We start from the raw sequence: 19,813 nt of genomic DNA on the forward strand, positions 1-19,813 counted from the left end.
TGCGGAAACCCCGGGCGGATCGGGTCGTTCGCAGAACTGTCACAACTGGTCATTTGTGCGATGAACTCGACTCTCACCCGCCTGGCGGCCACCGGTCACGCGCGTCGTGCAACGCCTGGGTCGCGTCCCGAAACGCACCACCACTGTCAAGTCGCCGCTCCAGAATCTCGGCCAACCCTGCGATCGCGACCGTGCCGCGCCCGGTGGCACCGGCAAGCTTGACGACGATGTCTCCGGTCAGTGCCATAGGCGCGTCCGGTTCAGCCGCGTGCACCTCGCGCCACGCCGCATCCAACTCGTCAAGGGCACGCAGCATGCGTTGCCACATCGCATACCGATCGGTGCCGTGACCCCGTGCAGTGTCCGCCACGATCGCCTCTCTTTCCGCGGAAGAACGTGCGTCACTGCGTGACGCGCTGGGTCAGCTGCTCGACCGCCGGCAGGGTCGGAGAGCCAGTACAGGGTGTCCGCGGCGTGCATGCTGCTGGCGTTGCCTCTGTTCCCTGCTGATCACTGGTGCGCGCCCACGGTGAGCAGGACTGCGGAGTCCTCGATGGCGTGGAGGGTGTGGCGGTCCTGCGGCACGATGAGCAGGTCCCCGGGCGAGCCTTCCCACTCGATGTCGGCGGCGGCGAGGCGCACCCGCCCGTGCAGCACGTGCACGGTGGCCTCGCCGGGGTTGTTGTGCTCGTCGAGGCCGTGGCCGGCGGCGAGCGCGATCAGGGTCTGACGCAGTACATGCTCGTGGCCGCCGTACACGGTGTGTGCGCTGCGCCCGCTCGAGGCCCCCGTGGCAATCTTCAACTGCTCCCGGGCCAGGGCGGTCAGCGACGACTTCGTCTTCACGGTGGCACCTATTTCTACGTCGGGGTTCGCGGACGGCTGGATGCCGCTGCGGTACTGCGCTCTGTCAAGTGGCTAGATGGATTGGCGGTAGCCGAAGAACTCGTGGTCGTTGTTGTAGCCGCCCTGGCCGCCGCCGATCTCGGTGAAGTCCTCGAGGAACTCAATTCCCTTGATCCATTTGACGTGTTTGAACCCGAGTTGGACCTCGTTGCGCGCGCAGGCCTACTGGCCCGCGCTCAACCATCGTATCGTTCCCGCCTATGCGGATGGCCCGCTAAGTCGTGGGCGCGCCGTACCCTGAGTCGGTGCCCATTCCGTCTTCGCCCGCTAATCGGTGCGCGTTTGCCGACGAGTCATTCAAGGAGGCCCACGACGGCGGGTACTACGTGCTCGCGGCGGCGATGTTCGAGCCTGCCGATGAAGACGAGGTGCGCGAGGTTCTGCAGCGACTTCGTGGTCCGCGACGTGGTGGCGGCAAGCTTCACTGGAACGAGATGAACCAGTCGCAGCAGCACCGCGCGGCGAAGGAGATTGGTGCGCTCGAGGGTTTCCATGTGGTGGCCGTGGGAGCTCCGGTTCCGTACAAGCGCCAGGAGCGGGCCCGGGCAATGTGTCTGCGCACGCTGTTGTTGGAGCTGCACAGCTACGGTGCGGAGCGTTTGATTATGGAAAGTCGAAGCAAAGAGCTCAACGCACGTGACGTCAAAGCCGTCGTGGGAGCGCGGTACCAACTGCCGAAGGGGACGTCGTTTCGGGTTGAGCACGTGCCCGGACCGAACGAGCCACTTCTCTGGGCAGCTGATGTCGTGGCAGGTGCCGTTCGGGCCAGCCGGGAGGACGAATCGGCACCGTTCCGCGCGGTGCTGGAGCACTGCGTGTACGAGATCTCGGTGGATACCGGCTGTTGATCGGCCCTAGACATGCGTAAGGCCAGGGTCCCGGTCTGCCCCGAGTAGCACCTGGCCTTGCGACTCGCCCCGCACCCGCGGTGCGGAACTCCTGCGTCCAAGGGTAGCCCACGTGCCGTTTGCGGTCCAGCAGAGCCCAGTGTCTTCCAGTGTGCTGCTGTCAGGTGGCGGGGTGTAGTCGACGGAGGAGCGTGCCGCCTGCGGCGTGGTCTCGCAGGGCGTCGGCCAGGGCAACGAGGTTGCTGCCCGGTGGCTCCTCCTCGGTGGTCGCAGCCCGTCCGCGCGTGCGAGGTTTGGGCGCGGGTCCGCGGCGGCGTTTCGGGGCACCGACCGCGGCGGCGTGCAGTTTCGCGACGTCGGTGTCGAGGGCGTGGATCCCGGTTTCGGCGGGTGGGGCCAGGCGTGATTCGTCCCAGGAGTCGCTGTGGGCTGGTGGAGTCAGGTTCTCACGCGGGTCGGCGCCGGCCACGGCCGCGTTGAACACACCCAGCGCGCAGGCGGCATAGCCGCGCGCCGCCCGCAGGGCATGCTGGCCGATCGTGGCGACGTGCTCGGCGGCGAGCTGGGAACGCTGTTGGGCGGTGTCCTGCCGCAGGGAATGCCGGTCGTGGGCGAGCTGGGCGATCTCGCCCGGCAGCACCGGGTCCGGTTCCGGTTCTGCGGTGGCTAGCTCGGCCTCGGCCAGCTGCTGCACGGCACGCGCCTCGTGCCAGGCGGTCCGCAGCGCGCGGTAGTGGTGCTGGTGCTCGACGAGGATCTCGTCGACTCGGGCCGGCCAGGGGTCGGCCTCGGCGCCATCGGGATGTGGGGCGCGCACGTCGGGGTGCGCGGCGGTGTGGGCCGCGTAGTGCTCGCGGTAGAACTCGCGCCCGGCATCGGTGATCTCGTACCCGGCGTACCACTCGAGCCTACGGGCCAGCGGTGGGTTGTTCTTGTCGATCAGCACACGATCGATCGTGCTCGAGCGCCCCCAGTTCAACCGTGTTCCCTCTTGGTCGCAAGACCACAGCAGAGCCAGCACCTCCCACGCCCGGTGGCCTAGCGGTGCTTTCCGTGCCGAACCTGTGGTCAGAGACGTGCCCGCGCGGGCGGCGGCACGTCCGGCACGAGTGAGGGCCACCGTGTACATCTGCCCCAGCGCTGTGCCGCGGCTGCCGCGCGTGATCAGCCCGCGGCAGGCCAGCGCAGCCATCGTCGCTCCGTTGCCCTGGTTATCCCACCCCTGACGGGACAACCGGGACTGCAGCTCGGTCATTCCGAACAGCTCACGGTCGGAGGGATCGTGGGCAAAGTCGATCTGGCGCCACTCCGCCGCGGGGCGCTTGTCCCAGTACCCGTTGGCCGCATCGATCCTCCGTGCGGACTCGACCTCCTGGTCCAATTCGAAGACCACCTTCAGGGTGGCCTGTTGCCGGTCATTGAGCTCCGTCCAGGCTGATAGTGCTTTCGAACCCACCTCCGGTCACCCCTTCTCCGTCACGAGGGCCAGGCGTGGGCGGCGGGCGCATCCGTCATGGGTCTGCAGGTCATCAGACATCAGTGGGGCTCCTCATTACGGGAGTCGTCGACGATGTTCTCGGTCACCACGCGGTGGACCACGCCGACGGAGACGCCGGTGCCGCGGCTAATCTGCCGGATCGACTGGCCTTCGTCATGGCGGGCGAGGATGGCGCGGCGCTTGTCGTCGTCGACGACGGGCGGGCGCCCGCCGGTTCGCCCTTGTCGCTTGGCCGCCTCAAGGCCGTTTTTGGTTTTGCGGCTGATGTCGCGGCGTCGATCCTCGGCCAGGGCGAGGGCCAGGTCGAGCACGAGTGATCGCTCGCGGTGCTCGCCGGCGGCGATGCCCTCGAGGACCTTGACCGCCACGCCGCGCTGGAACAGTTCCGAGAGCACGAGCAGGCCGTCGAGGAGGTTGCGGCCGAGCCGGTCGACCTCTTGCACCGTGAGCATGTCGTCGGGCCGCAGATAGTCGACGGCGGCGGAGAGCTGCGGCCGGTCGGCCGCGCGTTTGCGACCGGAGATCTTCTCCTCGAACACGCGCACGCAGATCGGCTCGAGCGCATCCCGCTGCCGCTGCGTCTCCTGCCCGCTACTGGAGACCCGGACGTAGCCCACGAGCGCCATCGCGCACGCCTCCGTTCGTTAAACGTGTTCGTCAACTGATCCACACCCTACATGTTTTTGAACGAGTTTGTGAACACCGCGACGTGCAAACACGCGAACGGACGCCCTCTTGTGCGCGCTGTTCGGGAACCGACCGTTTGGTGAACAGGCTCGAGGCCAGTTCATCACCACGCAGAACGGCCCCTCCCCGCGGCACCATGGCGATGCTTGCGAGCCTCACTAGTAGTGGAGTACGTTAGTACTTGTGAAGTTCACCAGTAGGGCGTCATGATCCGATCGTTCGCGAACAAGAACACCGAGAAGATCTGGCGTCGTCGCGACACCCGACTGCCACCCGACGTGCGACGCCGCGCCTGGATGAAGCTCGCGATGCTCGACAAGGCAGGACAGCTCGACGACCTCCGCGTCCCGCCCGGCAACCGACTCGAACAACTACGCGGCGACCGCGCAGGACAACACAGCATTCGCATCAACGACCAGTGGCGCATCTGCTTCACCTGGACCGACAGCGGCCCCGAGCACGTCGAGATCGTCGACTACCACTAGCGAGGGAGACATGACCAGCACGCCAACCATGCCGCCGGTGCACCCCGGCGAGATCCTCAAGGAGGAGTTCCTCGACCCGATGGGCATCACCCCGTACCGACTCGCGAAAGAGATCGGAGTCGACCAGACACGCCTGTCGCAGATCATCGCCGGAACTCGCAGCATCACCGCCGACACCGGACTGCGCCTGTCGCGATTCTTCAACATGAGCGAGGGGTTCTGGACCGGGTTGCAGGAGCTCTACGACCGCGAGACCGCGCGTGATGAGCTCGGCGACAAGCTCGAGCGCATCCATCCGATCTCGGCATAGCAGTGGGACCGCATCGGAGAACCACGAGGAAGGCACCTCTGAAACGCAAAAAGGCCCCTCCCCGGCGTGATGCCGAGGAGGGGCCTTTGAGTAGGACGTCACGTGGAGGTGTTGATGGTCCGGAGGTCTCCGTCGTGGTACTTGATGATCGCTCCGTGGCCGGTTGCTGCTGCCTGCCCGATCCGAGCGGCGAGGTAAGAGACCGCGTCGTCTATATCGAGGTCGGCGATTTGGCAGACGGAGTGCCGTCGGTGCCGAAGTTCTCCCTCGCCGTGCGCGAAAGCGCCGCTCTGCTCCGTTGTGGTCACAGACAGACTGCCCTGGTGCTCTGAGATCGAGATGATCTCTTCCGAGCGGATCGCTGTCCGCGCGGTCTTGACCCACACCGTGCTCATTCTCATTCCCCTTCTCTTCTGTCTTCCACTCGTCCTCGTTCGTCACGTGAAACGTCACCGTGTCGAATCGTGGCTGCCTGCTGGTCCGGCCAGATCCGCGTTGTGGGGCGCTGTTGGTGGGTCAGCAGCGCTTGAGGACGCTGGTGAGGGCCTCGTGTTCGGCCCGGTCGACGGTGAGCTCGTAGCGCTGCTTGATCTGGATCCATGTGGCCACGTAGCCGCAGCGGTCCTGCTCGGGCAGCCACGTGGCCGGATCCTGATCGCCCTTGGACCGGTTCGAGCTGGCCGTGACCGGCACGAGGACGTCGGGATCGTTGGCGTAGGCCTCGCGCTCGTCCTCGCTCCAGTCGCGGGCGCCGGAACGGGCGACCTCAGCCAGCGGCACCCAGTGGTCGACGTCCAATTCGGAGGCGTCGGTGACGACCTCGCCGTCGTAGATGCTGGTCCATTCCCCGGACACGGCACAGTCATCGCCGACCGTGACGCCTCGCCCGTGGGCTTTGAGGGCGGCATCGCGGGCATCGCACCCCTCGCCCACGCTCGACCAGTGGGGCCAGTCCTCGCGGTCGTAGTGGGCGCCGGTGTCTTCCGGGGCGACGGTCAGCTCGGACAGATCCACTCCGCCCGCCGCGGGCGCGGCTTCGGTGGTGGGCGTGTCGGACTGTGCGAACGGGAGATCGGCCCCCGTGTAGACGTAGGCGCCGGCGGCCACGACAAGCGTGGTGAGGGCGGTGACGAGCTTCTTGTTCATCGGATCTCCTGGTGGTGTCGACCGCGCAGCTGCGCGACAGCGTCGGCAATGATGTCGCCGTGGTCGAACGCCAGTGGCGGGAGTCGGTCGATGTGCCACCATCGGGCGTCTGCGGCGTCGTCGGCCGGCTCCGGCGTGGGACAGCCGCCGATGCCGCCCAGTGCGGGCACGAGGCCCCACCAGGCATCGCTGGTGACCTCGCCGCGCGGGTCGCGGCCGGGAGCTTTGTAGTGATCCACGAACTCCAGGGCATGGCAGGCGACGTTGGTTTCCTCGGCGAGCTCGCGCCGTGCGGCGACCTCGGAGCTCTCGCCCGGTTCGACGTAGCCGCCCGGGATGGCCCACCGGCCGGCATACGGTTCCCAGCGGCGGCGCACCAGCAGGATGTGCCAACCGGCGGTGTAGCCGAACAGGCAGCAGTCGGCGGTGTCGGCGGCGATGTGGTGGCGAGACATCGGACCTCCTCGAAGAGACGTGGGCGCGGGGTTGGTGGCCACAGGTCATGCGGCCAGGTGCGTGGTGGTGAGGGCGTTGGCGGCGCGGGTACCGAGCCAGGAGGCGATGCCCACGGGCACGGCGTTGCCGATCTGGCGTTTGACCTCGGCGGTGTTGCCGACGAACTCGTGCTCGTCGGCAAAACCTTGGGCGCGGGCGCATTCGCGATTGGTGAGCATGCGGTGCCAGGCGGTGCCGCCAGCGATCACGGTGGCGACGGCGTGGTGGTTGCCACCGGCGGTGATGGTGGCCAGCCGGTGCTGGTCGGCCCGGCGCGGGCGGGCGTGGCGCCGGTAGGTGACCAGGTGGGGCACGTCGGGGTCGGTGATCGCCTCGATCTGGTCGGCGACGTAGAGCCGCCGCGTGACCCGCTTTCCGAGGTGCTCCTCTAGGACGTCGGTGGCGGGCACGAACGTCGGCTCCGGCGGTGTGAGGTTCACACGGGCGTCGCGGGTGGCGATGAGGAACCATCGGCGGCGGTGTTGGGCGTGGCCGAAGTCGGCGAACAGCAGAACTACTCATGCGTTGTCGAGTCCCTTCCTCATCTGCAGCGATATGGGGATGTGGAACGGAGTTCGGGGGCTGCACCGCATGGCGGCGCAGCCCCCGAAAGGCCAATGCGTATATGGCGTTATGCAGAAGCTGTGTCGGCAGGTGTGCTCAGCGCGTCTCCGTGCCGTTTCCCATGATGTGCGGGCACAGCCCACCCAGGCTCCAGCACCACGAGCAGCACGGGCCTGGAATGTCTCCCTGCTCGTCGACGGGCATCACCAGGCGGGCGTTGGAGCTGCCAAGGCGCTCGAGCTCACCCACGACGTAGTCGGCGATGCGGGTGGCGAGTTCGTCGTCGTCGAGGTCGAGTTCGTGCCTGGTCGCGGCGATGTAGTCGCGATTGGCTTCCAAAGTGGTCACCGTGTCCTCCTCGGCATGGTCAGTGCTCGGGTGTTCGGGGTGGTTTCGCCGCCGGCCGCAACGGTTCGGCGGCGTCGTCGGAGTCGGTGTCGAGCTGGTACGGCACGGGTTCGAGTGCGGCGTCGTCGATGCGGCTGATGCGCCACCGGCCGCGCGGATCGACACTGAGTGGCTCGTACGGGGCGGGTTCGGTGGTGTGGGGTCGGGCGCGGCGCAGATGCCAGGCCAGCGCGGCACCCGCCGTGGCCGCGACGAGAACCAGCCCGATCGCCGCGGCCACGAGCAGGCTCCACATGGTCAGCTCCTAGTCGAGTCCGTGTACCGGGCAGTCGCGGTTGATCACCGCTCCCGTCTCCGGGTGTAAGGGCGGGACTCTGCAGATGCAGCCCCGCTCGCGCAGGTCGTCGAACGTGAGGGTGTCGTCAGACATCGGGTGTCTCCTGACAGGTCAGGGGTTGCGGCCAAACATGCGGGCCAACAGGCGGATCTTCTTGCCGGTGCCACCGCACCGGCCGCATTTGCGCCAGTAGCGGCCCTGCGACTGCGGCGCGGTTCGTTTGCCGCCTCCGCAGGCTCCGCAATGCGTGAAGGGCCAGATCAGGGCGTAGAGCACGTACGCGGCGGCGAAGGCGAGCAACACGAGCACGGCGCGGACGTTGGGGTCAGCCCACATCGACGCCTCCGGTGACCTCGGGGAGCAGCAGACTCGCGGTGGCCGCGGCGATCGCCAGCAAGCACAGCGGCGTGACCAGCCAGTTCTCGACCTTCCCGCCGGTGCGGAACCGCAGAGCGCGGGGCGGGCGGACTTCGTAGTAGGTCTCCCCGGCGATCGGGATCGGGAACAGGATCGGGGCGCCGGAGAGGGTGATCATGTCGCCGAGGGTGTGGACCAGGCAGCCCAGCCCGGCGGCCACACCGACTGCCGCGGACAGTTCGCCGATCTCGGCGATCATCGCGGCCGGGGTGGTGCCGGTGCCCAGCCACAGGGCCAGCAGGCCGGCCACGAGGCCGAGGAGCCAGCCGCCGAGGCGGTCGACGGCCAGCAGCACGCCGAACACCGCAGCCGCCACGGGCACCCAGGCGGTGAGCGTGCCGGCCCAGCCGAGCACCACACCCACCAGCACGGCAAACAGCCCCGTATGCGTGACCGTCCGGTGAACCCCTTGCTCGTCGCGGGGGCCTTTGGTGGCGCGGTAGATCAGGCCGCTGCCCGTGCGCACCAGCCAGGACAGCAACCGTGTGACCGGGCCCAGCAGCCTCGAGGCTGACGAGCTCGGGTGGTCGAGGTCGGGCACGATCGCCCACCCGGCAGTGATCACGGCGAACACGGCGGCGTGGGCGAGGGTGTCGAGTCCGGCCAGGGGTGCGGCGGCGAGGCCGGCGGCGGCGCCGGTGAGGGCGTGGGTGCGGCCCATCATGCCCCGGCCCTCCGCCGTCGACGTCGGTGTTGCCGCACCCCCGCACTCGTCACGCCGAGGCGGAGTGCGATGGCGGTCGTGTCGAGCCCGGCGGCCTCGAGGGTGGCCAGCTGGTCCGGGTCGATCGCGGGCCGCACCGGTGGGTAGGTGTGCAGCACACCCTCGGCCGCGGCGGCGGTGCGGCAGGTCTGGTCCAGACCGCGGGTGGCGTGCCGGCGTCGGGCGGTGAACGGTCTGCCGCAGCGGCGACAGGCACCGGGTCGGTGCAACACTGGAGATTCGCCCCCTTTCTCAGGTGGGGTGAGTTGGTCACCGGGTGCGGCGCAGGTGGTGCTGTGGAAGGTGCGTCCGCGCCGCACCCGGCAGATCCGGCAGATGGGTCAGTCGACGAGCGCGAGGTCCCGGCGGCGCAGCACGGTCTGGGCGTGCCGCTCGTCGTAGTCGGCCGTGGCCATGGCCAGGGCGCCCCAGCCGGCGGCGATCACCGCCAGCACGGCGAACACGGCCGAACCGGTGGCGCCCAGCAGCAGCAACGCGGCGGCGACAGCGGCACTCGAGGCGATGACCTGGAACGCCACCACCTCCCGGTCGCACTGGTGTCCCAGTGCCGAGCGCCACTCGATCCATGCCCGCGAGCCCGGGGTGAGGCGCTCGACCGTCTCGGTCAGCTGCCGGCGCAGCCGGACGAGTTCGCCGTTGGGGGCGTCGGCTGCGACGGCGGCATGCAGCAGCGCCTGCTGCCGGTCCATCCGCGTGCGCAGCTCGGCCTCGTCGTCGCGCCGCACCCGCGACTGCGGAGTGGGCAGCTGTACCAGGCCGATCATGGTGAGCAGGGCCAGCGCGGCGCCGGTCGTACCGGCCGCCAGAGCGGGTGCGGCCGGATCGGCCCCGCCGTAGGCGAGGGCGGTGGTGGCCGCGGCCCAGCCCAGCCACAGTACGAGGCACACGAGCCCGAGCCGGTGGGCCGTGGACGAGGCGATCCACAAACCGGCCCCGGCTGCTGCCCAGCACAGCAGCATGACCAACGGGTCGAACCCCGCCGCGGGCGCGTGCAGGTCGAACCAGAGGGTGATCGGCATGACCGCGGCCGGGTAGAGCACCTGATCCCAGAATCCGGCGGCGCCGTCGGCGACCACGCCGAACAGCCACGCCACACCGCTACCCAGGACATCGCCCAGCGCGATCGCCGCCGCGACCGCCGCCGCGGCGGCGAGCACAACGCCCGCGATGGCGCCGACTTGGGTCCGCCGGGTGCCGTCCTCCCGCAGGGAGCCGGCAGTGGTGGTGATCCGTTCTCGCATACCGGTGATGCGGTCGGCCGCCGCCGACAGCGCCGGCGAGTACGGCTCGATCGAGAGTTCGTGACGTTGCGGGTGCATCAGCGAGCAGGTCCTCTCTGCAGATATGTGCTGACCAGATGCGTGGGAGTGGGCAGAAAAGCGGCTGGGCCGGAGCCCGTGGAGTGAGCTCCGGCCCAGCCGGATAGTTCGAATCGAGGGTTGTCCGTGCCTGATCAGCACGGTGTCGCGACGTCGCAGTAACTGCCGCCTGCGAACACGGCCTTCTCCATCGGGCGGAGCCACTGGTCGGTGTGCTCGCCGCAGGCGTAGTCACGGGATTCCGGACGGCCGGAGGCATCGCGCGTGACCTGGGTGTGGGTCGCAGGAAGGTCGCACCAGCTGCAGGCGGGTCGGCGGGTCATGGTGGGTTCTCCTTCGGTACGGGGGTCACCAGCGGACGAGTTCGGTGTGGTCGATGTCGCCGTCCAGGCAGCGTTGATGCAGCTCGCGTTGCTGGGCTGCCAGTTCTGGGGGCGCGGCTTCCCACACGTCGCACGGGCCGTCGATGTCGCCTCCCGAGTACGGCAACGGCGTGTTCGTAGGCGCATGAGGTGGGGCCTTTCGAGACAGAGCGAGGCCGGGACTCTCACGTGGACAGTCCCGGCCTCGCCGGTGGAAGGTGTGCGGTTGTGGTTATTCGACGACGGCGTATTCGCCGCGCCCGGTGCGTTCGATCTGCTGGTCGCCGACCAGCGCGTTGAGTGCACGGTCGATCGTGGCGCGGCTGGCCTTGTTGGACATCGCTGTTTCCAGGTCGGCCACGCGTGTGGTGCCGGCGGCGATGAGTTCGTACACGTGCCGCTGGGTGGGATCGGCGATCGTCCCGCCGTCACCATCGCCGTCGGTGCTGGTGCGGGGCGTGCCGAACCCGGACTTGCGCACCCGACGCGTCCCGGACTTGGTGTCCTGCTCCTCATCGCGGAACCGGTGAGTGCCGCCGACGCCGATGATCCACCGGCCATCTGCGTTGGGCTCGCCCAACGCGGCCACCAGGGCGTCGTATTCGACCTGGGTCAGGCCGGGCTCGGTGACGTAGGCGTCCCACGCCGCGCCGGCCCGCCACGGCGGCTCGTCGCCGTCGACCGGGTCGTCGTCAGCCGGCAGCCAGTCCCACTTGGCCGGCACGTTCGCCCGGCGAGTGTTCACCCCGACGCCGAAGCCCGGGATGGGCTGTTCGTCCTGCCCGAGGCCTGCTTCGTCTTCGTCGTAGGTCGGCAGGGTCGAGGGCCGGTAGGTCAGCCCGTTGATCAGATCGTCGGACGAGGTGTTGAGGTAGAACACGAACGCCTGCTTGCCCCATGCAGCCCGGTTGTTCGTCCCTGCCCACGCCGATCCGTGCATGTCGTGCGCGGTGACCACGGGCCAGATGCCCAGCGACCGGGCTGTGGTGGACAGGTTCTCGGATTCCTGGGCGAACTTCGGGTCGGCCTTGATGCCCTTGGCAATCTCCTCGATGAACAGGAACCAGCCGGGACGATCCGCGGTGGGGAACTGCTTGTCCCGCGGGTCGTTCTGGAGCCGGGTCGTGGTGAGCAGGTGGAGCAGCTTGCGCACGTCGGTGGTGGCATCGCGGCCCACCACCACGATCCGCGCCCGACTGCGCAGCATCCCCGAGCTGTTGCCCTTGAAATCCACATAGATGGAGTTCAGCAGGCCAGTGCTCAGGGCACCGATCGTCAGGGCGTTAGACGCGGCAGACTTTCCTGATCCGGTACCGCCGTAGATGGTGGTCGGCACCATCCCGTCCGTGGTCCACATCGTGCACTGAGCCTCGCCCTGCCCATCACGGAACCGCGCGAGATTGGTCAGCACGGCGGCGGTACCGTCCGGCTTCATCTGTACGTTCGGACCGCTCCAGTGGCGCACGCCAGCAGCCACGTCACGGACGATGATCGTCAGGCGTGCCCGGTTGGCCGGTTTGAATCCGTCCTCGTTGGCCTTGGGCGGCTCCACAATGACCTGCTGAGAATCCAGGCCGAGCGTCCCGGCGATCTTCTCGGTGGACTTCATGACGGTCGAGTTGGTCACTTCGCCGGTCAGCTCGATGTCATAGCGGATGATGTTGTCATCCGCGGTGCGGTTGGTGAGCACGCCGAAGCCGGAGGGCAGCTTCTTCCACGCCAGCGCGTACGGGTCCCGCTCGACCGGCGCCGCGGCCGGGCCGCTGGGCGCCGGCGCCGGAGCGGGCTGCGGCGGGGACAGCGGCGCCACGTCCACGCCGAGCGCGTTCTGCGGCGATCGCCACCACCGCGCGCCCAGCATGACCGTGCCCAACAGCAGTGTCAGCACAACCAGCGCAGACACCCCGGAGGTTGCGATCCAGAAGATCACCGCGCCCCCGCCGAGTCCGGCCAGTGTGACCTCGACCAGCCACCGCCGGTGCGTAGGTTCGGGCGGCTGGTCGCCGCGCCGGTCGGCGAGCGTGACGTGCTGACGGTGCACGCGCTCCATGCGCCACGCGCAGCCCAGCGCCACCACCGGCCCGGCAGCGGCGAACACGGCCGCCACCACGAGCATCGACACGCCCAGGCCGGACAGCAGTGCGGCCACGCCGGAACCTGCCAGGCCCAGCGTCAGGACGGCGAGGGTGGCGTACCAGGGGCGGCGGCGCCGCCGGTTGCGGTCCCGCACCATTCCCTTCCGCTTGGATTCGGCCAGCTGGTCGGCCGACGGCCGCTCCGTCTCCTTCTGCTGCGGTTCCTGCAGCTTCGCGGCCACGCGCAGGTTCTGCTCGGTCGACAGCCGCCGGCCGCCGCCCATGCCGGCCGCCTTCTTGAACTTGTCGGTGCGCTGCTGCTTGGCCTCGGCCTTTTCCTTCTCAGCGGCCTGCTCGGCCAGGCGCTGCAGGTCGGCGGAGGTCAGCTTGCTCACGGGGGTGGCGGTCTTCGACATGGCCGGAGATTCCTTCCTGGTCAGAGCGCGGAGGTGGGGTTCAGTGAGGCGTCGTAGAGGGTGTTGTGCACCGCTTCGACGTGCGGAATGTCGGTGAACGTCAGCGGTTCTTCGCTCATGGCTTCGACGATGAGTGAGCCGCAGCCGAAGATCCGGTCGTTGAGGTCGTGCTCGTAGCGCACGGACGTGATGCGGCGGATCGGAATGTTCATCCCGGACCGGCGCAGCACCCCTTCGCGGAACATGACTTTCTGGTCGGTGACGACGAAGTGGGTGGTTTTCCATCGCACGATCGGCGCGCCCACCAGCACGGAAAGGCCGATCAGCGCGGCGGCGGCGACGATGAGGCCGGCCTCGGCGGGCACGGCGGCCATGAGTGCGGCCGCGGCGACCGCGAGTACGGCGCCGCCCAGGCCCGGCAGGATCAGGCACTTCCAGTGCTGGTGGGAGTGCACGAGCACGGTCTCGTCATCGCCGATCTGATCGAACGGGTACGACATCGCTGGCTCCTCTCAAAAGAGTGGTGGGGTGCGGTGCTGGCGTCGCGGCGAGCAGCCAACCCAGCCGTGGGCCGGGTTGGCTGGTCACCGTGGCGGCAGCCGCGCGGGTCAGTCCCGGCCGAGCGAGGACTTGTTGCCGACCATGCGGTTGGCCGCGCGGGCCTCGCTGACTCCCTGGGCCAGGCCGACCTTCTCGGCGACCGCGGCCAGCGCGTCGCGGGCCTGGTCCAGCTTCATGCGCGCTTCGGCCAGGCCGTCGAGGTTTTCCCACTCGCCGGACTCGAGGTCCTGGTGCAGCGCGATGTTGGCCTGCTGCATGTCTTCGAACTCGTCCACGGCCTGCTGCACCTGGCCCTTGATCTCCTCGGGGCTGGCCGTGCCGTCCATCGGCGTCGTACTCATCGGCTGTGTCCTTTCTGGAACGTGCTGATCGGGGAATCGAGGTGGAAAGGTCAGACGAGGGCGGCCTTGTCCGGTGCCCACGGCGCCTCGTCGTAGGCATCGTTGACGCGGTTGCCTTCGGCGAGGATCTGCTCGGCCAGATCGCTGTAAACGGTCGACACCTGACCCAGCGCAACCCGCATCTCGGCCAGCGGCTCGGTCACCTCGGCGCCCCAGCCAACACCGCCCATGTCATCCGACAGCTGCGCCAACGCAGCCGCGTAGCCGTCGATCTCATCGGCGTGGTTGTTCAGCTTCTGCGCAGCCTCCTGATACACGGTTCCTCCAGTCGTTGCGGTCGTTCCAGTCGATTGAGCAGGCACAACAGGAGTCGATGCGGTGCCCGTGGGCGTGCTGCTCATCTGCTCGTAGGGATCGATCGCCGGCGGCTCGTCGGGGTTGATCGCCGGCGGCTCGTCGAATGCGGATTCGGTGACGGGCGTGCTGTCGTGGCCGGTGGACTGGCGCAGACGCTGCCGGTGGCCGTCCTGGCCAACGACTTCCAGCTTGCCGCCGTTTGCTTCGGCCTCGGCGATCAGCTCGTCCCGCAGGTCCGACGGCAGCGCATTCCACGCCTCGGCGGACATGTGCTTCTTGTTCTTGCGCAGCGATTCGCGCCAGGACTGCATCCGCTGGGTTTTGTCGTCGTCCTGGGCCTGCGCCCGCTGCCCCTTGTCAATCTCGGCCTGCTCGGTCTGTTGAGCTGCTTCGGCATCACGGCGGGCGTTCTCGTCCCAGGCTTCGCGTTCCTGACGTGCGGCGATGGGGTGGGCCAGAATGCCGCGTGCGCGGGCGAACTTCTCGGCCCGCTTTTCCGACTTGATGAGCTTGTTGGTCTGCTTCTCGCGCCATTTCTGGTCGCGCTGCGGGGCTTGCTCGGCGAACCATGCCCGCCAACGGCGATGCTTGTCGTCGGAACGTTCCTTGGCCTTCTCGCAGGCGTTGGCCCACCGTTGAGACAAGGCCAGCCGGGTCGCGCCCGGCCCTGTCGGCTTGCCGCTGTCCGCGACCTTCCCGCCGCCCTGTTCCCATTTGCGGCGGTGTTTGACCACCGACGGCGGTTCTTTCCCGGCCTTGTAGGCGGCCTGCGAGGTGTCCTTATCGAACTTGCCGCGCACCATGTACGTGATCGCGGCAAGTAAGAGCGCCAGCTCCACGAGGCTGCTCCTTCCTGGTTGAGGACGGGTGGTGTTCGTGCGTGCGCCGATCGGGACTCGAACCCGACAACCCACCAGTGGGTGGGCGCCTCGTTACGGCGCTGCAGAACGGGGCGCCTCAGACGATCTGGTCCCGCACGGCGTTGCCGAGCGAGGACACGACCCAATCGGCGCCGTTGTAGAACTCGGGAATCACGGCCGCGATCACAGCGCCGACGACAGCCAGCACGCCGCACAGCAACAGGCCCTTGAACTTCGCGCCCATGCCCGAGCCCTTGGTGGCGATGCCCTTGCCCTTGATGCGGGACGCGGCCCAGGCGACGCCTCCCAGCACGAGCACGGCGAGCGCGGCCGTGCCGATTGCCTGTCCGGCCCACCGTTCGCCCCAGGACACGGCGGTCGCGCCGCCGTTGACGATGTGGTTGCCGACCCATCCGGCGGCGCCGCCGAGGGCGCCGAATCCGCCGATCACGGCGATGACGGCGCCGATCTTCGCCCAGGGCGCCCCACCGGGCATGTCGACCAGGACCAGAATGACCGCCAGCCCTAAGCAGAGCGAGCCGACGTAGGCCATCGAGTTGGGGATGAAGATCTCCCACATGGTTCGTTCCTTTCAGAGCAGTTGGGTGAGGGTGATGAGTACGGCGATGGTCAGTACGAACGCGATCGGCTTGTCGCGGGACCGCAGCACCACATCGAGCGGGTAGGTCAAGACAAACGACAGGAGCGTGGCCAGGCCGTGCACCGCGCGCTTGGCACCGTTGTCGGCCGCGGCCCAGTCACCGCGCTGGGAGTGCTCCAGCGTTTCGGCCATCGACGGGGGCCGGGTGGCCATCCGGGGCCGGGCCGCCACCCACCCGACGGCGGCTTCCTTGAGGCGCACATCGATCGGCGCGCGGGCGGCGACGGGGTTGCCCTCGCTATCGAGGACCGGGACCGGGCCGGTGATCTCCGTGTCGTGCTCAGGTGGCGGTTCTGGCGGGTCCTCGTCGCGAACGACCTGCAAGTCGGGGCGAGACCCTGGTTCCGGTTGGGTGTCAGTTGCGACGCTCATGAACGTTGTCTCCGTTCTGCTCGGGCGATGCGCCGCTCCTCGGCGCGGATCGTGGTCATGGCGTGTTCGTGCTGGGCGGTGTGCAGCTCCTCGACCAGCGCGGCGATCTGCGCGGTGATCTGGTCCAGCCGCCGGGCCACGCCCGGCGGGTCGGGCTGGTGCCGCCCTGGCGCCGCGGCCGATCGCAACGCCAGGGCAGCTTGGTTGAACCGCTGCTGCGCCGTGGTGGCGCGGGCGTAGTCGGTGGTGAACCGGTCCCTCTGGCCCGCCACGCGGGCGACGGTGGCCTGAGCTGCCCGAACTCGCCGGCGCGGACGGGCAGCACCCTCAGCAACGGCAGAAGACATCAGCGATCAGTCCTTTCTGGAACCACGTGGATACGGCCGGTAATCTCGGAAACGGCCGCACAGCAACGAGGGAGGAACACGACATGGGGTGGCGCGACCGTGACGAACGTTTCGAGCTGCACCTGACCCGCAGGGACGGGCAGCGCATCAACCGCCAGCCGCGGGCGGTGACTGAGGTGTTCGAGCTCGACAACGACAAGCAGCGCGAGGAGGTCGTCGGCAAGCACTTCGTGCACATGGCCGCAGCGGCCGAAGGGCGCACCGTGCGTGACCACCAGCGCATCTCCGAGTTCAGCTCGTGGCTGCCCAAGTACCAACTGGAGATCTGGCACGAGCGGTTCCCGCACGAGCCAGTGATGGTCTCGACCTCCACGCGCGGCTGGCGCGACTAACCCCCTCGCCCCTGCCCAGCGCCCCCGCCCTCGAGGGCGGGGGCGCTTTTGCATGCTCACCGGCGCCACCGGCGGATGGTCGACGGGTTCACCGTGTCGTAGCCGCGCGCCGCCATCCGCTTGTTGATCTCGGTCGGGCCGAGCCGGTCGAACTCATCGCCGAGCTCGCGGCGGGCGGTCTCTTGGTCAAACGACCGGCCAGATTTGCCCGTGCTCTTCTTGGGCTTGGCCGCCGGCTTGGGAGCCGGGGCCGGTTCCTTCTCCGTTTCCGGCTGCGGGGCAGGCTGCTGCGGCGCGACGGCGACCGTCTGGCGTCGTTCACGCTCGGCCAGCTGCCGACGATTGCGCTCGCCGATCTCGTTCTGCTTGACGATGCGGCGCTGTTCGGCCCAGGTCCGCACCGCGCGGCCGGCGGCGTGCACGAACAGTGCCAACAACACCGGCACCAGCACCGCAGCGCACGTGCCGGACCACGACCAGTGCGCCGGCAGGCCGGCGGCCGCCCCGCCACGGATGTCGTGGCCGACGAGGTTGAACAGCACCGAGGCGGCCAGGGTGGCCACGACGAGCTGGTGGCCGGTGGTGCGGTAGATGCGGTGGGTGGAGATCGCACCCATCAGCACACCGCCGACCGTGCCGACATCCACCAGCACCGGAAACAGCGCCGCCATCTCCGGAGACCAGCCGTAGCGCATGGCGGCGGTGCGCATCATGTCGAACGACAACGCGAACGCCAGAGCAGCAACGGCCACGGTCAGGGCCATGACGGTGGCGAACGCGCCGGTCGTGATCGGCTCGTCGTCCTCGGCCTTGCGCGTCTTCTTGGCCTTGGGCGGGCGGGTCCGGAGGGTCGCGGCACGGGCCGAGATCCAGTCGGCAAGCGCCGCACGCACCGTCGTCCCGGACTTCGTATCTCCCTCACCCGCAGCCGACGAATCCGGCGCGGACTCGGCAGGTTCAGCCGATGCCGGCTGATGTCCAGGCGACGTCGGCGTGGTTGTCGGCTCGTCGGCGTCGAAATCGAGGCGCGCGACGATCGCGGCGAAGGTGCCGTCGTCGTCGGGCTGGTCATGTGCGGTGGGCTGCGCGTCCACAGCAAACCTCCAAGAGCTGTACGGAATGGCTTCGGCGGCCTGGGAAACGCTCACCGCCGTGGCCGTCGGGGGATTTCGGCCGCGGTGAGCGCTCCCCCGGTGCCGAAACACCAGGTCAGGGGCGGTTGTCGATCACGGTTACGCCGATGCCAGCGACGGCACCGACCGCGATGCCGGTCACGCCGACCAGGTCGTTGCCGGTGGCGGTAGCAACGGCGATGCTGGCCAATGGCGCGGCCGCGGCGATCCCCGCCAGCACCAGGAACACGGCCAACAGGCCGATCGACATGACCGGCTCGTCGGTGTCGAGGTCGGGTTCAGGCATGGCTGGCGTCCGTGGCGGTCAGCAGCTCCCGGCCGTACGGGGTGAGCTGCGCGGCAACCGAACCGACCGGGCCAGTCGCGTTGAGCACGATGCAGCCGGTCAGCAACAGCGACGCCAGTGCACCGTCCTGCTCGCGACTCGACGGGAATCCGTCGACGTCCAGCTGGGCAGTGGCCCCGCAGGTGACCCGGCCTTGGTCGATGGCGGCGAGCAGCGATTCAGCCACAGCGCCCACCACCTCGGGAGGTGTAGGCCTTGAACCCGCGCCACCGGCCAACCAGGACGTCTCCGTCCGGGGTGAGCTGCACCGTGCGGCCGTCGACGTCACCGAAGAAATCGCCTTCGACGTAGCCGGAATCGACGAGCTGGTCCAGGAACCGGACCTCGACGTCAGTGGCCCGGCGTCCGTCGACAAGGTAGGACCCACCGTCGGTGGAGAGTTCCACGCGGCCGTCTTTGACGGTGTGCAGCATGCGGTGCACGTGCCAGAGGTTCGGCAGCGAGCCTCCTGCCGCGTCGATCGCTTCGGTGCCGTCGGGCTGGCCGATGATCGGGTCCGGGCTGGCTATGGTGGTCATGCGGTTCTCCAATCGCAGTGTTCGGCCCCCGCCCGTGTGCTTGGCGGCTATCGGCGGGGCCGAACTGTGTGCAGAGGCAGGCCGTTGGTGTTCGGCGGCCTGGGAAACGCACCGGCGGTGATCTGCGGGCGCATGTGCCGGTGCGCTCCCCCGGTGCCGATCACCGGGTCTGGGCGGCCTCCCAGAGTTCGTGGCGCCAGATGGCGGCGCGGTCGTCCTCGGTCAACCCGCCCCAGATGCCGTGCTCGATCCGGGCGGTCAGGGCCTCGTCTGCGCAGTCGGCCTGCACCGGGCAGTCGTGGCAGATCTCCAGGGCACGCTCGACGTTCACCGGGGTCTGCGGGGCGAAGAACAAGTCGGCGTCCTTATGTCCTCGGCAGGCGGCGGACAGGCGCCAGTCAGCGGGCATCATGCGGCAACTCCCATCTGGTCGAGGTCGTGCGGCTCGACGCCGCGGGCGGTCGGTAGCGCGAGAACCGGCGCCAACCGAGCGCGACGGTCGCGAAGGTCAGTGGCTTCGGCTTGCTCGGCAAGCAGCGCCTCGATCAGGGACTGGGTGTCGTCCCAGGCCTCGTTCTCAAGGGCGACCAGGTCGGCGTCGGTGGGCTCGAGGCCGGGCAAGTCGACGGCGAGCGGGTCGATGGTGTTCACGGACATGTGATCTCCAATCCAGGCGAGTACGGGTCAGAAACGACTTGGCGGATCTCGCCGCTACCCAGACACCGCGTGGGGCCTAGGCAGCAGCGGCACCCGCCAAGCGGGTGCGTGTCCCGCCTCATGCCCAGCCACGTCGGGCGGAGCAGTGGAGGCGGGGGTGTCGTCTCGCGCTCTGAAGTTCGGCCGATGCACCGGCCCGGTTCGTGGTGGCGGCCCCGGGAGCTTGAGCAGGCGACAAATGCGGTTCTCAGGCCCGGTCAGGCGACCACCCCGGACGGGGATCGCTGGCTCAGTGCCGATGGGGTCGGACCATTCGGCTCTGTCCTGTCTG

General features: G+C 68.8%; 34 protein-coding genes. 4 read left to right on the forward strand and 30 right to left on the reverse strand.

All coding sequences use genetic code 11. From position 1 onward, the window contains the following. Nucleotides 1-73 precede the first annotated feature (73 nt). Nucleotides 74-370: a hypothetical protein gene (locus tag FHS23_RS22585; RefSeq protein WP_183659448.1), complete on the reverse strand. Its 297-nt coding sequence runs from the start codon at nucleotides 368-370 to the stop codon at nucleotides 74-76. A 140-nt stretch (nucleotides 371-510) separates the two neighbouring features. Further along, the gene (locus FHS23_RS22590; RefSeq protein ID WP_183659450.1) at nucleotides 511-846 is read right to left on the reverse strand and encodes a cupin domain-containing protein; all 336 of its coding nucleotides are present in this window, start codon (nucleotides 844-846) and stop codon (nucleotides 511-513) included. A gap of 305 nt (nucleotides 847-1,151) precedes the next feature. On the opposite strand from FHS23_RS22590, the gene FHS23_RS22595 reads away from it, so the two are divergent. After that, complete coding sequence (locus FHS23_RS22595; protein WP_221219991.1) at nucleotides 1,152-1,754, forward strand: DUF3800 domain-containing protein; 603 nt, start codon at nucleotides 1,152-1,154, stop codon at nucleotides 1,752-1,754. Between the two features lie 160 nt (nucleotides 1,755-1,914). Here FHS23_RS22595 and FHS23_RS22600 read toward each other — a convergent pair whose 3' ends face one another. Beyond that, nucleotides 1,915-3,147 carry a hypothetical protein gene (locus FHS23_RS22600; RefSeq protein WP_183659452.1) on the reverse strand — a complete coding sequence of 411 codons (1,233 nt, stop codon included), beginning with the start codon at nucleotides 3,145-3,147 and terminating at the stop codon, nucleotides 1,915-1,917. A 143-nt stretch (nucleotides 3,148-3,290) separates the two neighbouring features. Further along, nucleotides 3,291-3,878 (reverse strand): recombinase family protein, encoded by a 588-nt coding sequence (locus FHS23_RS22605; protein ID WP_183659454.1) that lies wholly within the window; start codon nucleotides 3,876-3,878, stop codon nucleotides 3,291-3,293. Between the two features lie 267 nt (nucleotides 3,879-4,145). On the opposite strand from FHS23_RS22605, the gene FHS23_RS22610 reads away from it, so the two are divergent. Next, nucleotides 4,146-4,424 (forward strand): type II toxin-antitoxin system RelE/ParE family toxin, encoded by a 279-nt coding sequence (locus FHS23_RS22610; protein WP_183659457.1) that lies wholly within the window; start codon nucleotides 4,146-4,148, stop codon nucleotides 4,422-4,424. Nucleotides 4,425-4,434: 10 nt separating this feature from the next. Next, entirely contained in the window at nucleotides 4,435-4,734 is a 300-nt protein-coding gene (locus FHS23_RS22615; protein WP_183659459.1) for a HigA family addiction module antitoxin, read from the forward strand. 98 nt (nucleotides 4,735-4,832) lie between these two features. Here the strand turns inward: FHS23_RS22615 and FHS23_RS22620 are convergent, their stop codons facing one another. The 20 genes from FHS23_RS22620 to FHS23_RS22710 all read right to left on the reverse strand — a co-directional run bounded on the left by FHS23_RS22620 (nucleotide 4,833) and on the right by FHS23_RS22710 (nucleotide 16,361). Then, on the reverse strand, nucleotides 4,833-5,129 hold the full coding sequence (locus FHS23_RS22620) for a hypothetical protein (protein WP_183659461.1): 297 nt from the start codon (nucleotides 5,127-5,129) through the stop codon (nucleotides 4,833-4,835). 121 nt (nucleotides 5,130-5,250) lie between these two features. Beyond that, nucleotides 5,251-5,880, reverse strand: coding sequence for an HNH endonuclease family protein (locus tag FHS23_RS22625; RefSeq protein WP_183659463.1), 630 nt, complete (start codon nucleotides 5,878-5,880; stop codon nucleotides 5,251-5,253). Then, nucleotides 5,877-6,335: an NUDIX domain-containing protein gene (locus FHS23_RS22630; RefSeq protein ID WP_183659465.1), complete on the reverse strand. Its 459-nt coding sequence runs from the start codon at nucleotides 6,333-6,335 to the stop codon at nucleotides 5,877-5,879. Before FHS23_RS22630 ends, FHS23_RS22625 begins: the two co-directional genes overlap by 4 nt. A gap of 45 nt (nucleotides 6,336-6,380) precedes the next feature. Next, nucleotides 6,381-6,887: a DNA cytosine methyltransferase gene (locus FHS23_RS23855; protein WP_183659513.1), complete on the reverse strand. Its 507-nt coding sequence runs from the start codon at nucleotides 6,885-6,887 to the stop codon at nucleotides 6,381-6,383. Nucleotides 6,888-7,035: 148 nt separating this feature from the next. Then, nucleotides 7,036-7,287 carry a hypothetical protein gene (locus FHS23_RS22640; protein WP_183659467.1) on the reverse strand — a complete coding sequence of 84 codons (252 nt, stop codon included), beginning with the start codon at nucleotides 7,285-7,287 and terminating at the stop codon, nucleotides 7,036-7,038. A 19-nt stretch (nucleotides 7,288-7,306) separates the two neighbouring features. Continuing rightward, complete coding sequence (locus FHS23_RS22645) at nucleotides 7,307-7,582, reverse strand: hypothetical protein (protein WP_183659468.1); 276 nt, start codon at nucleotides 7,580-7,582, stop codon at nucleotides 7,307-7,309. Nucleotides 7,583-7,591: 9 nt separating this feature from the next. Next, nucleotides 7,592-7,717 carry a hypothetical protein gene (locus tag FHS23_RS23655; RefSeq protein ID WP_281372576.1) on the reverse strand — a complete coding sequence of 42 codons (126 nt, stop codon included), beginning with the start codon at nucleotides 7,715-7,717 and terminating at the stop codon, nucleotides 7,592-7,594. A gap of 18 nt (nucleotides 7,718-7,735) precedes the next feature. Further along, complete coding sequence (locus FHS23_RS22650; protein ID WP_183659470.1) at nucleotides 7,736-7,960, reverse strand: hypothetical protein; 225 nt, start codon at nucleotides 7,958-7,960, stop codon at nucleotides 7,736-7,738. Then, nucleotides 7,950-8,705 carry a metal-dependent hydrolase gene (locus FHS23_RS22655; protein ID WP_183659472.1) on the reverse strand — a complete coding sequence of 252 codons (756 nt, stop codon included), beginning with the start codon at nucleotides 8,703-8,705 and terminating at the stop codon, nucleotides 7,950-7,952. Before FHS23_RS22655 ends, FHS23_RS22650 begins: the two co-directional genes overlap by 11 nt. Next, nucleotides 8,702-8,977 carry a hypothetical protein gene (locus FHS23_RS22660; protein ID WP_183659474.1) on the reverse strand — a complete coding sequence of 92 codons (276 nt, stop codon included), beginning with the start codon at nucleotides 8,975-8,977 and terminating at the stop codon, nucleotides 8,702-8,704. The genes FHS23_RS22655 and FHS23_RS22660 overlap by 4 nt, the downstream gene beginning before the upstream one ends. Before the next feature lie 108 nt (nucleotides 8,978-9,085). Beyond that, nucleotides 9,086-10,084 carry a hypothetical protein gene (locus FHS23_RS22665; RefSeq protein WP_183659476.1) on the reverse strand — a complete coding sequence of 333 codons (999 nt, stop codon included), beginning with the start codon at nucleotides 10,082-10,084 and terminating at the stop codon, nucleotides 9,086-9,088. Between the two features lie 134 nt (nucleotides 10,085-10,218). After that, nucleotides 10,219-10,407, reverse strand: coding sequence for a hypothetical protein (locus FHS23_RS22670; protein WP_183659478.1), 189 nt, complete (start codon nucleotides 10,405-10,407; stop codon nucleotides 10,219-10,221). A gap of 25 nt (nucleotides 10,408-10,432) precedes the next feature. After that, nucleotides 10,433-10,573, reverse strand: coding sequence for a hypothetical protein (locus tag FHS23_RS22675; protein WP_183659480.1), 141 nt, complete (start codon nucleotides 10,571-10,573; stop codon nucleotides 10,433-10,435). A gap of 105 nt (nucleotides 10,574-10,678) precedes the next feature. Continuing rightward, nucleotides 10,679-12,937, reverse strand: coding sequence for a hypothetical protein (locus FHS23_RS22680; protein WP_183659482.1), 2,259 nt, complete (start codon nucleotides 12,935-12,937; stop codon nucleotides 10,679-10,681). Nucleotides 12,938-12,957: 20 nt separating this feature from the next. Next, nucleotides 12,958-13,437 carry a PH domain-containing protein gene (locus FHS23_RS22685; RefSeq protein WP_183659484.1) on the reverse strand — a complete coding sequence of 160 codons (480 nt, stop codon included), beginning with the start codon at nucleotides 13,435-13,437 and terminating at the stop codon, nucleotides 12,958-12,960. Nucleotides 13,438-13,545: 108 nt separating this feature from the next. Continuing rightward, a complete protein-coding gene (locus tag FHS23_RS22690; protein ID WP_183659486.1) occupies nucleotides 13,546-13,839 on the reverse strand; it encodes a hypothetical protein in 294 nt (97 codons plus the stop codon). Nucleotides 13,840-13,889: 50 nt separating this feature from the next. Then, on the reverse strand, nucleotides 13,890-15,035 hold the full coding sequence (locus FHS23_RS22695) for a hypothetical protein (RefSeq protein WP_183659488.1): 1,146 nt from the start codon (nucleotides 15,033-15,035) through the stop codon (nucleotides 13,890-13,892). A 118-nt stretch (nucleotides 15,036-15,153) separates the two neighbouring features. Beyond that, nucleotides 15,154-15,636, reverse strand: a complete 483-nt coding sequence (locus tag FHS23_RS22700) for a hypothetical protein (protein WP_183659490.1) — start codon at nucleotides 15,634-15,636, stop codon at nucleotides 15,154-15,156. Between the two features lie 12 nt (nucleotides 15,637-15,648). Next, nucleotides 15,649-16,089: a hypothetical protein gene (locus FHS23_RS22705; protein ID WP_183659492.1), complete on the reverse strand. Its 441-nt coding sequence runs from the start codon at nucleotides 16,087-16,089 to the stop codon at nucleotides 15,649-15,651. Beyond that, nucleotides 16,086-16,361, reverse strand: a complete 276-nt coding sequence (locus FHS23_RS22710) for a hypothetical protein (RefSeq protein WP_183659494.1) — start codon at nucleotides 16,359-16,361, stop codon at nucleotides 16,086-16,088. Before FHS23_RS22710 ends, FHS23_RS22705 begins: the two co-directional genes overlap by 4 nt. Nucleotides 16,362-16,519: 158 nt before the next feature. Between FHS23_RS22710 and FHS23_RS22715 the strand changes: the two genes are divergently transcribed. Then, nucleotides 16,520-16,828, forward strand: coding sequence for a hypothetical protein (locus FHS23_RS22715; RefSeq protein ID WP_183659496.1), 309 nt, complete (start codon nucleotides 16,520-16,522; stop codon nucleotides 16,826-16,828). 56 nt (nucleotides 16,829-16,884) lie between these two features. On the opposite strand, the gene FHS23_RS23485 is transcribed toward FHS23_RS22715, so the two are convergent. The 6 genes from FHS23_RS23485 to FHS23_RS22745 all read right to left on the reverse strand — a co-directional run bounded on the left by FHS23_RS23485 (nucleotide 16,885) and on the right by FHS23_RS22745 (nucleotide 19,482). Continuing rightward, complete coding sequence (locus FHS23_RS23485) at nucleotides 16,885-17,922, reverse strand: DUF2637 domain-containing protein (protein WP_183659498.1); 1,038 nt, start codon at nucleotides 17,920-17,922, stop codon at nucleotides 16,885-16,887. Nucleotides 17,923-18,037: 115 nt separating this feature from the next. Then, the gene (locus FHS23_RS22725; protein ID WP_183659500.1) at nucleotides 18,038-18,247 is read right to left on the reverse strand and encodes a hypothetical protein; all 210 of its coding nucleotides are present in this window, start codon (nucleotides 18,245-18,247) and stop codon (nucleotides 18,038-18,040) included. Beyond that, complete coding sequence (locus FHS23_RS22730) at nucleotides 18,240-18,473, reverse strand: hypothetical protein (RefSeq protein ID WP_183659502.1); 234 nt, start codon at nucleotides 18,471-18,473, stop codon at nucleotides 18,240-18,242. Before FHS23_RS22730 ends, FHS23_RS22725 begins: the two co-directional genes overlap by 8 nt. Next, nucleotides 18,466-18,825 carry a hypothetical protein gene (locus FHS23_RS22735; protein ID WP_183659504.1) on the reverse strand — a complete coding sequence of 120 codons (360 nt, stop codon included), beginning with the start codon at nucleotides 18,823-18,825 and terminating at the stop codon, nucleotides 18,466-18,468. The genes FHS23_RS22730 and FHS23_RS22735 overlap by 8 nt, the downstream gene beginning before the upstream one ends. Before the next feature lie 160 nt (nucleotides 18,826-18,985). Then, the gene (locus tag FHS23_RS22740; protein WP_183659506.1) at nucleotides 18,986-19,237 is read right to left on the reverse strand and encodes a WhiB family transcriptional regulator; all 252 of its coding nucleotides are present in this window, start codon (nucleotides 19,235-19,237) and stop codon (nucleotides 18,986-18,988) included. Continuing rightward, a complete protein-coding gene (locus FHS23_RS22745; RefSeq protein ID WP_183659507.1) occupies nucleotides 19,234-19,482 on the reverse strand; it encodes a hypothetical protein in 249 nt (82 codons plus the stop codon). Before FHS23_RS22745 ends, FHS23_RS22740 begins: the two co-directional genes overlap by 4 nt. Nucleotides 19,483-19,813 lie beyond the last annotated feature (331 nt).

It is taken from the genome of Prauserella isguenensis (genome assembly GCF_014191605.1).
Taxonomy (GTDB): domain Bacteria; phylum Actinomycetota; class Actinomycetes; order Mycobacteriales; family Pseudonocardiaceae; genus Prauserella; species Prauserella isguenensis.

Coding starts and splice junctions, on each gene's coding strand:
- FHS23_RS22605 (WP_183659454.1), bottom strand. CDS start 3,878: ATGGCGCTCGTGGGCTACGTCCGGGTCTCCAGTAGCGGGCAGGAGACG.
- FHS23_RS22610 (WP_183659457.1), top strand. CDS start 4,146: ATGATCCGATCGTTCGCGAACAAGAACACCGAGAAGATCTGGCGTCGT.
- FHS23_RS22650 (WP_183659470.1), bottom strand. CDS start 7,960: ATGTGGGCTGACCCCAACGTCCGCGCCGTGCTCGTGTTGCTCGCCTTC.
- FHS23_RS22670 (WP_183659478.1), bottom strand. CDS start 10,407: ATGACCCGCCGACCCGCCTGCAGCTGGTGCGACCTTCCTGCGACCCAC.
- FHS23_RS22615 (WP_183659459.1), top strand. CDS start 4,435: ATGACCAGCACGCCAACCATGCCGCCGGTGCACCCCGGCGAGATCCTC.
- FHS23_RS22725 (WP_183659500.1), bottom strand. CDS start 18,247: ATGCCTGAACCCGACCTCGACACCGACGAGCCGGTCATGTCGATCGGC.
- FHS23_RS22700 (WP_183659490.1), bottom strand. CDS start 15,636: ATGTGGGAGATCTTCATCCCCAACTCGATGGCCTACGTCGGCTCGCTC.
- FHS23_RS22705 (WP_183659492.1), bottom strand. CDS start 16,089: ATGAGCGTCGCAACTGACACCCAACCGGAACCAGGGTCTCGCCCCGAC.
- FHS23_RS22645 (WP_183659468.1), bottom strand. CDS start 7,582: ATGTGGAGCCTGCTCGTGGCCGCGGCGATCGGGCTGGTTCTCGTCGCG.
- FHS23_RS22630 (WP_183659465.1), bottom strand. CDS start 6,335: ATGTCTCGCCACCACATCGCCGCCGACACCGCCGACTGCTGCCTGTTC.
- FHS23_RS22690 (WP_183659486.1), bottom strand. CDS start 13,839: ATGAGTACGACGCCGATGGACGGCACGGCCAGCCCCGAGGAGATCAAG.
- FHS23_RS22735 (WP_183659504.1), bottom strand. CDS start 18,825: ATGACCACCATAGCCAGCCCGGACCCGATCATCGGCCAGCCCGACGGC.
- FHS23_RS22680 (WP_183659482.1), bottom strand. CDS start 12,937: ATGTCGAAGACCGCCACCCCCGTGAGCAAGCTGACCTCCGCCGACCTG.
- FHS23_RS22625 (WP_183659463.1), bottom strand. CDS start 5,880: ATGAACAAGAAGCTCGTCACCGCCCTCACCACGCTTGTCGTGGCCGCC.
- FHS23_RS22740 (WP_183659506.1), bottom strand. CDS start 19,237: ATGATGCCCGCTGACTGGCGCCTGTCCGCCGCCTGCCGAGGACATAAG.
- FHS23_RS22655 (WP_183659472.1), bottom strand. CDS start 8,705: ATGATGGGCCGCACCCACGCCCTCACCGGCGCCGCCGCCGGCCTCGCC.
- FHS23_RS22620 (WP_183659461.1), bottom strand. CDS start 5,129: ATGAGCACGGTGTGGGTCAAGACCGCGCGGACAGCGATCCGCTCGGAA.
- FHS23_RS22665 (WP_183659476.1), bottom strand. CDS start 10,084: ATGCACCCGCAACGTCACGAACTCTCGATCGAGCCGTACTCGCCGGCG.
- FHS23_RS23655 (WP_281372576.1), bottom strand. CDS start 7,717: ATGTCTGACGACACCCTCACGTTCGACGACCTGCGCGAGCGGGGCTGC.
- FHS23_RS22715 (WP_183659496.1), top strand. CDS start 16,520: ATGGGGTGGCGCGACCGTGACGAACGTTTCGAGCTGCACCTGACCCGC.
- FHS23_RS22685 (WP_183659484.1), bottom strand. CDS start 13,437: ATGTCGTACCCGTTCGATCAGATCGGCGATGACGAGACCGTGCTCGTG.
- FHS23_RS22745 (WP_183659507.1), bottom strand. CDS start 19,482: ATGTCCGTGAACACCATCGACCCGCTCGCCGTCGACTTGCCCGGCCTC.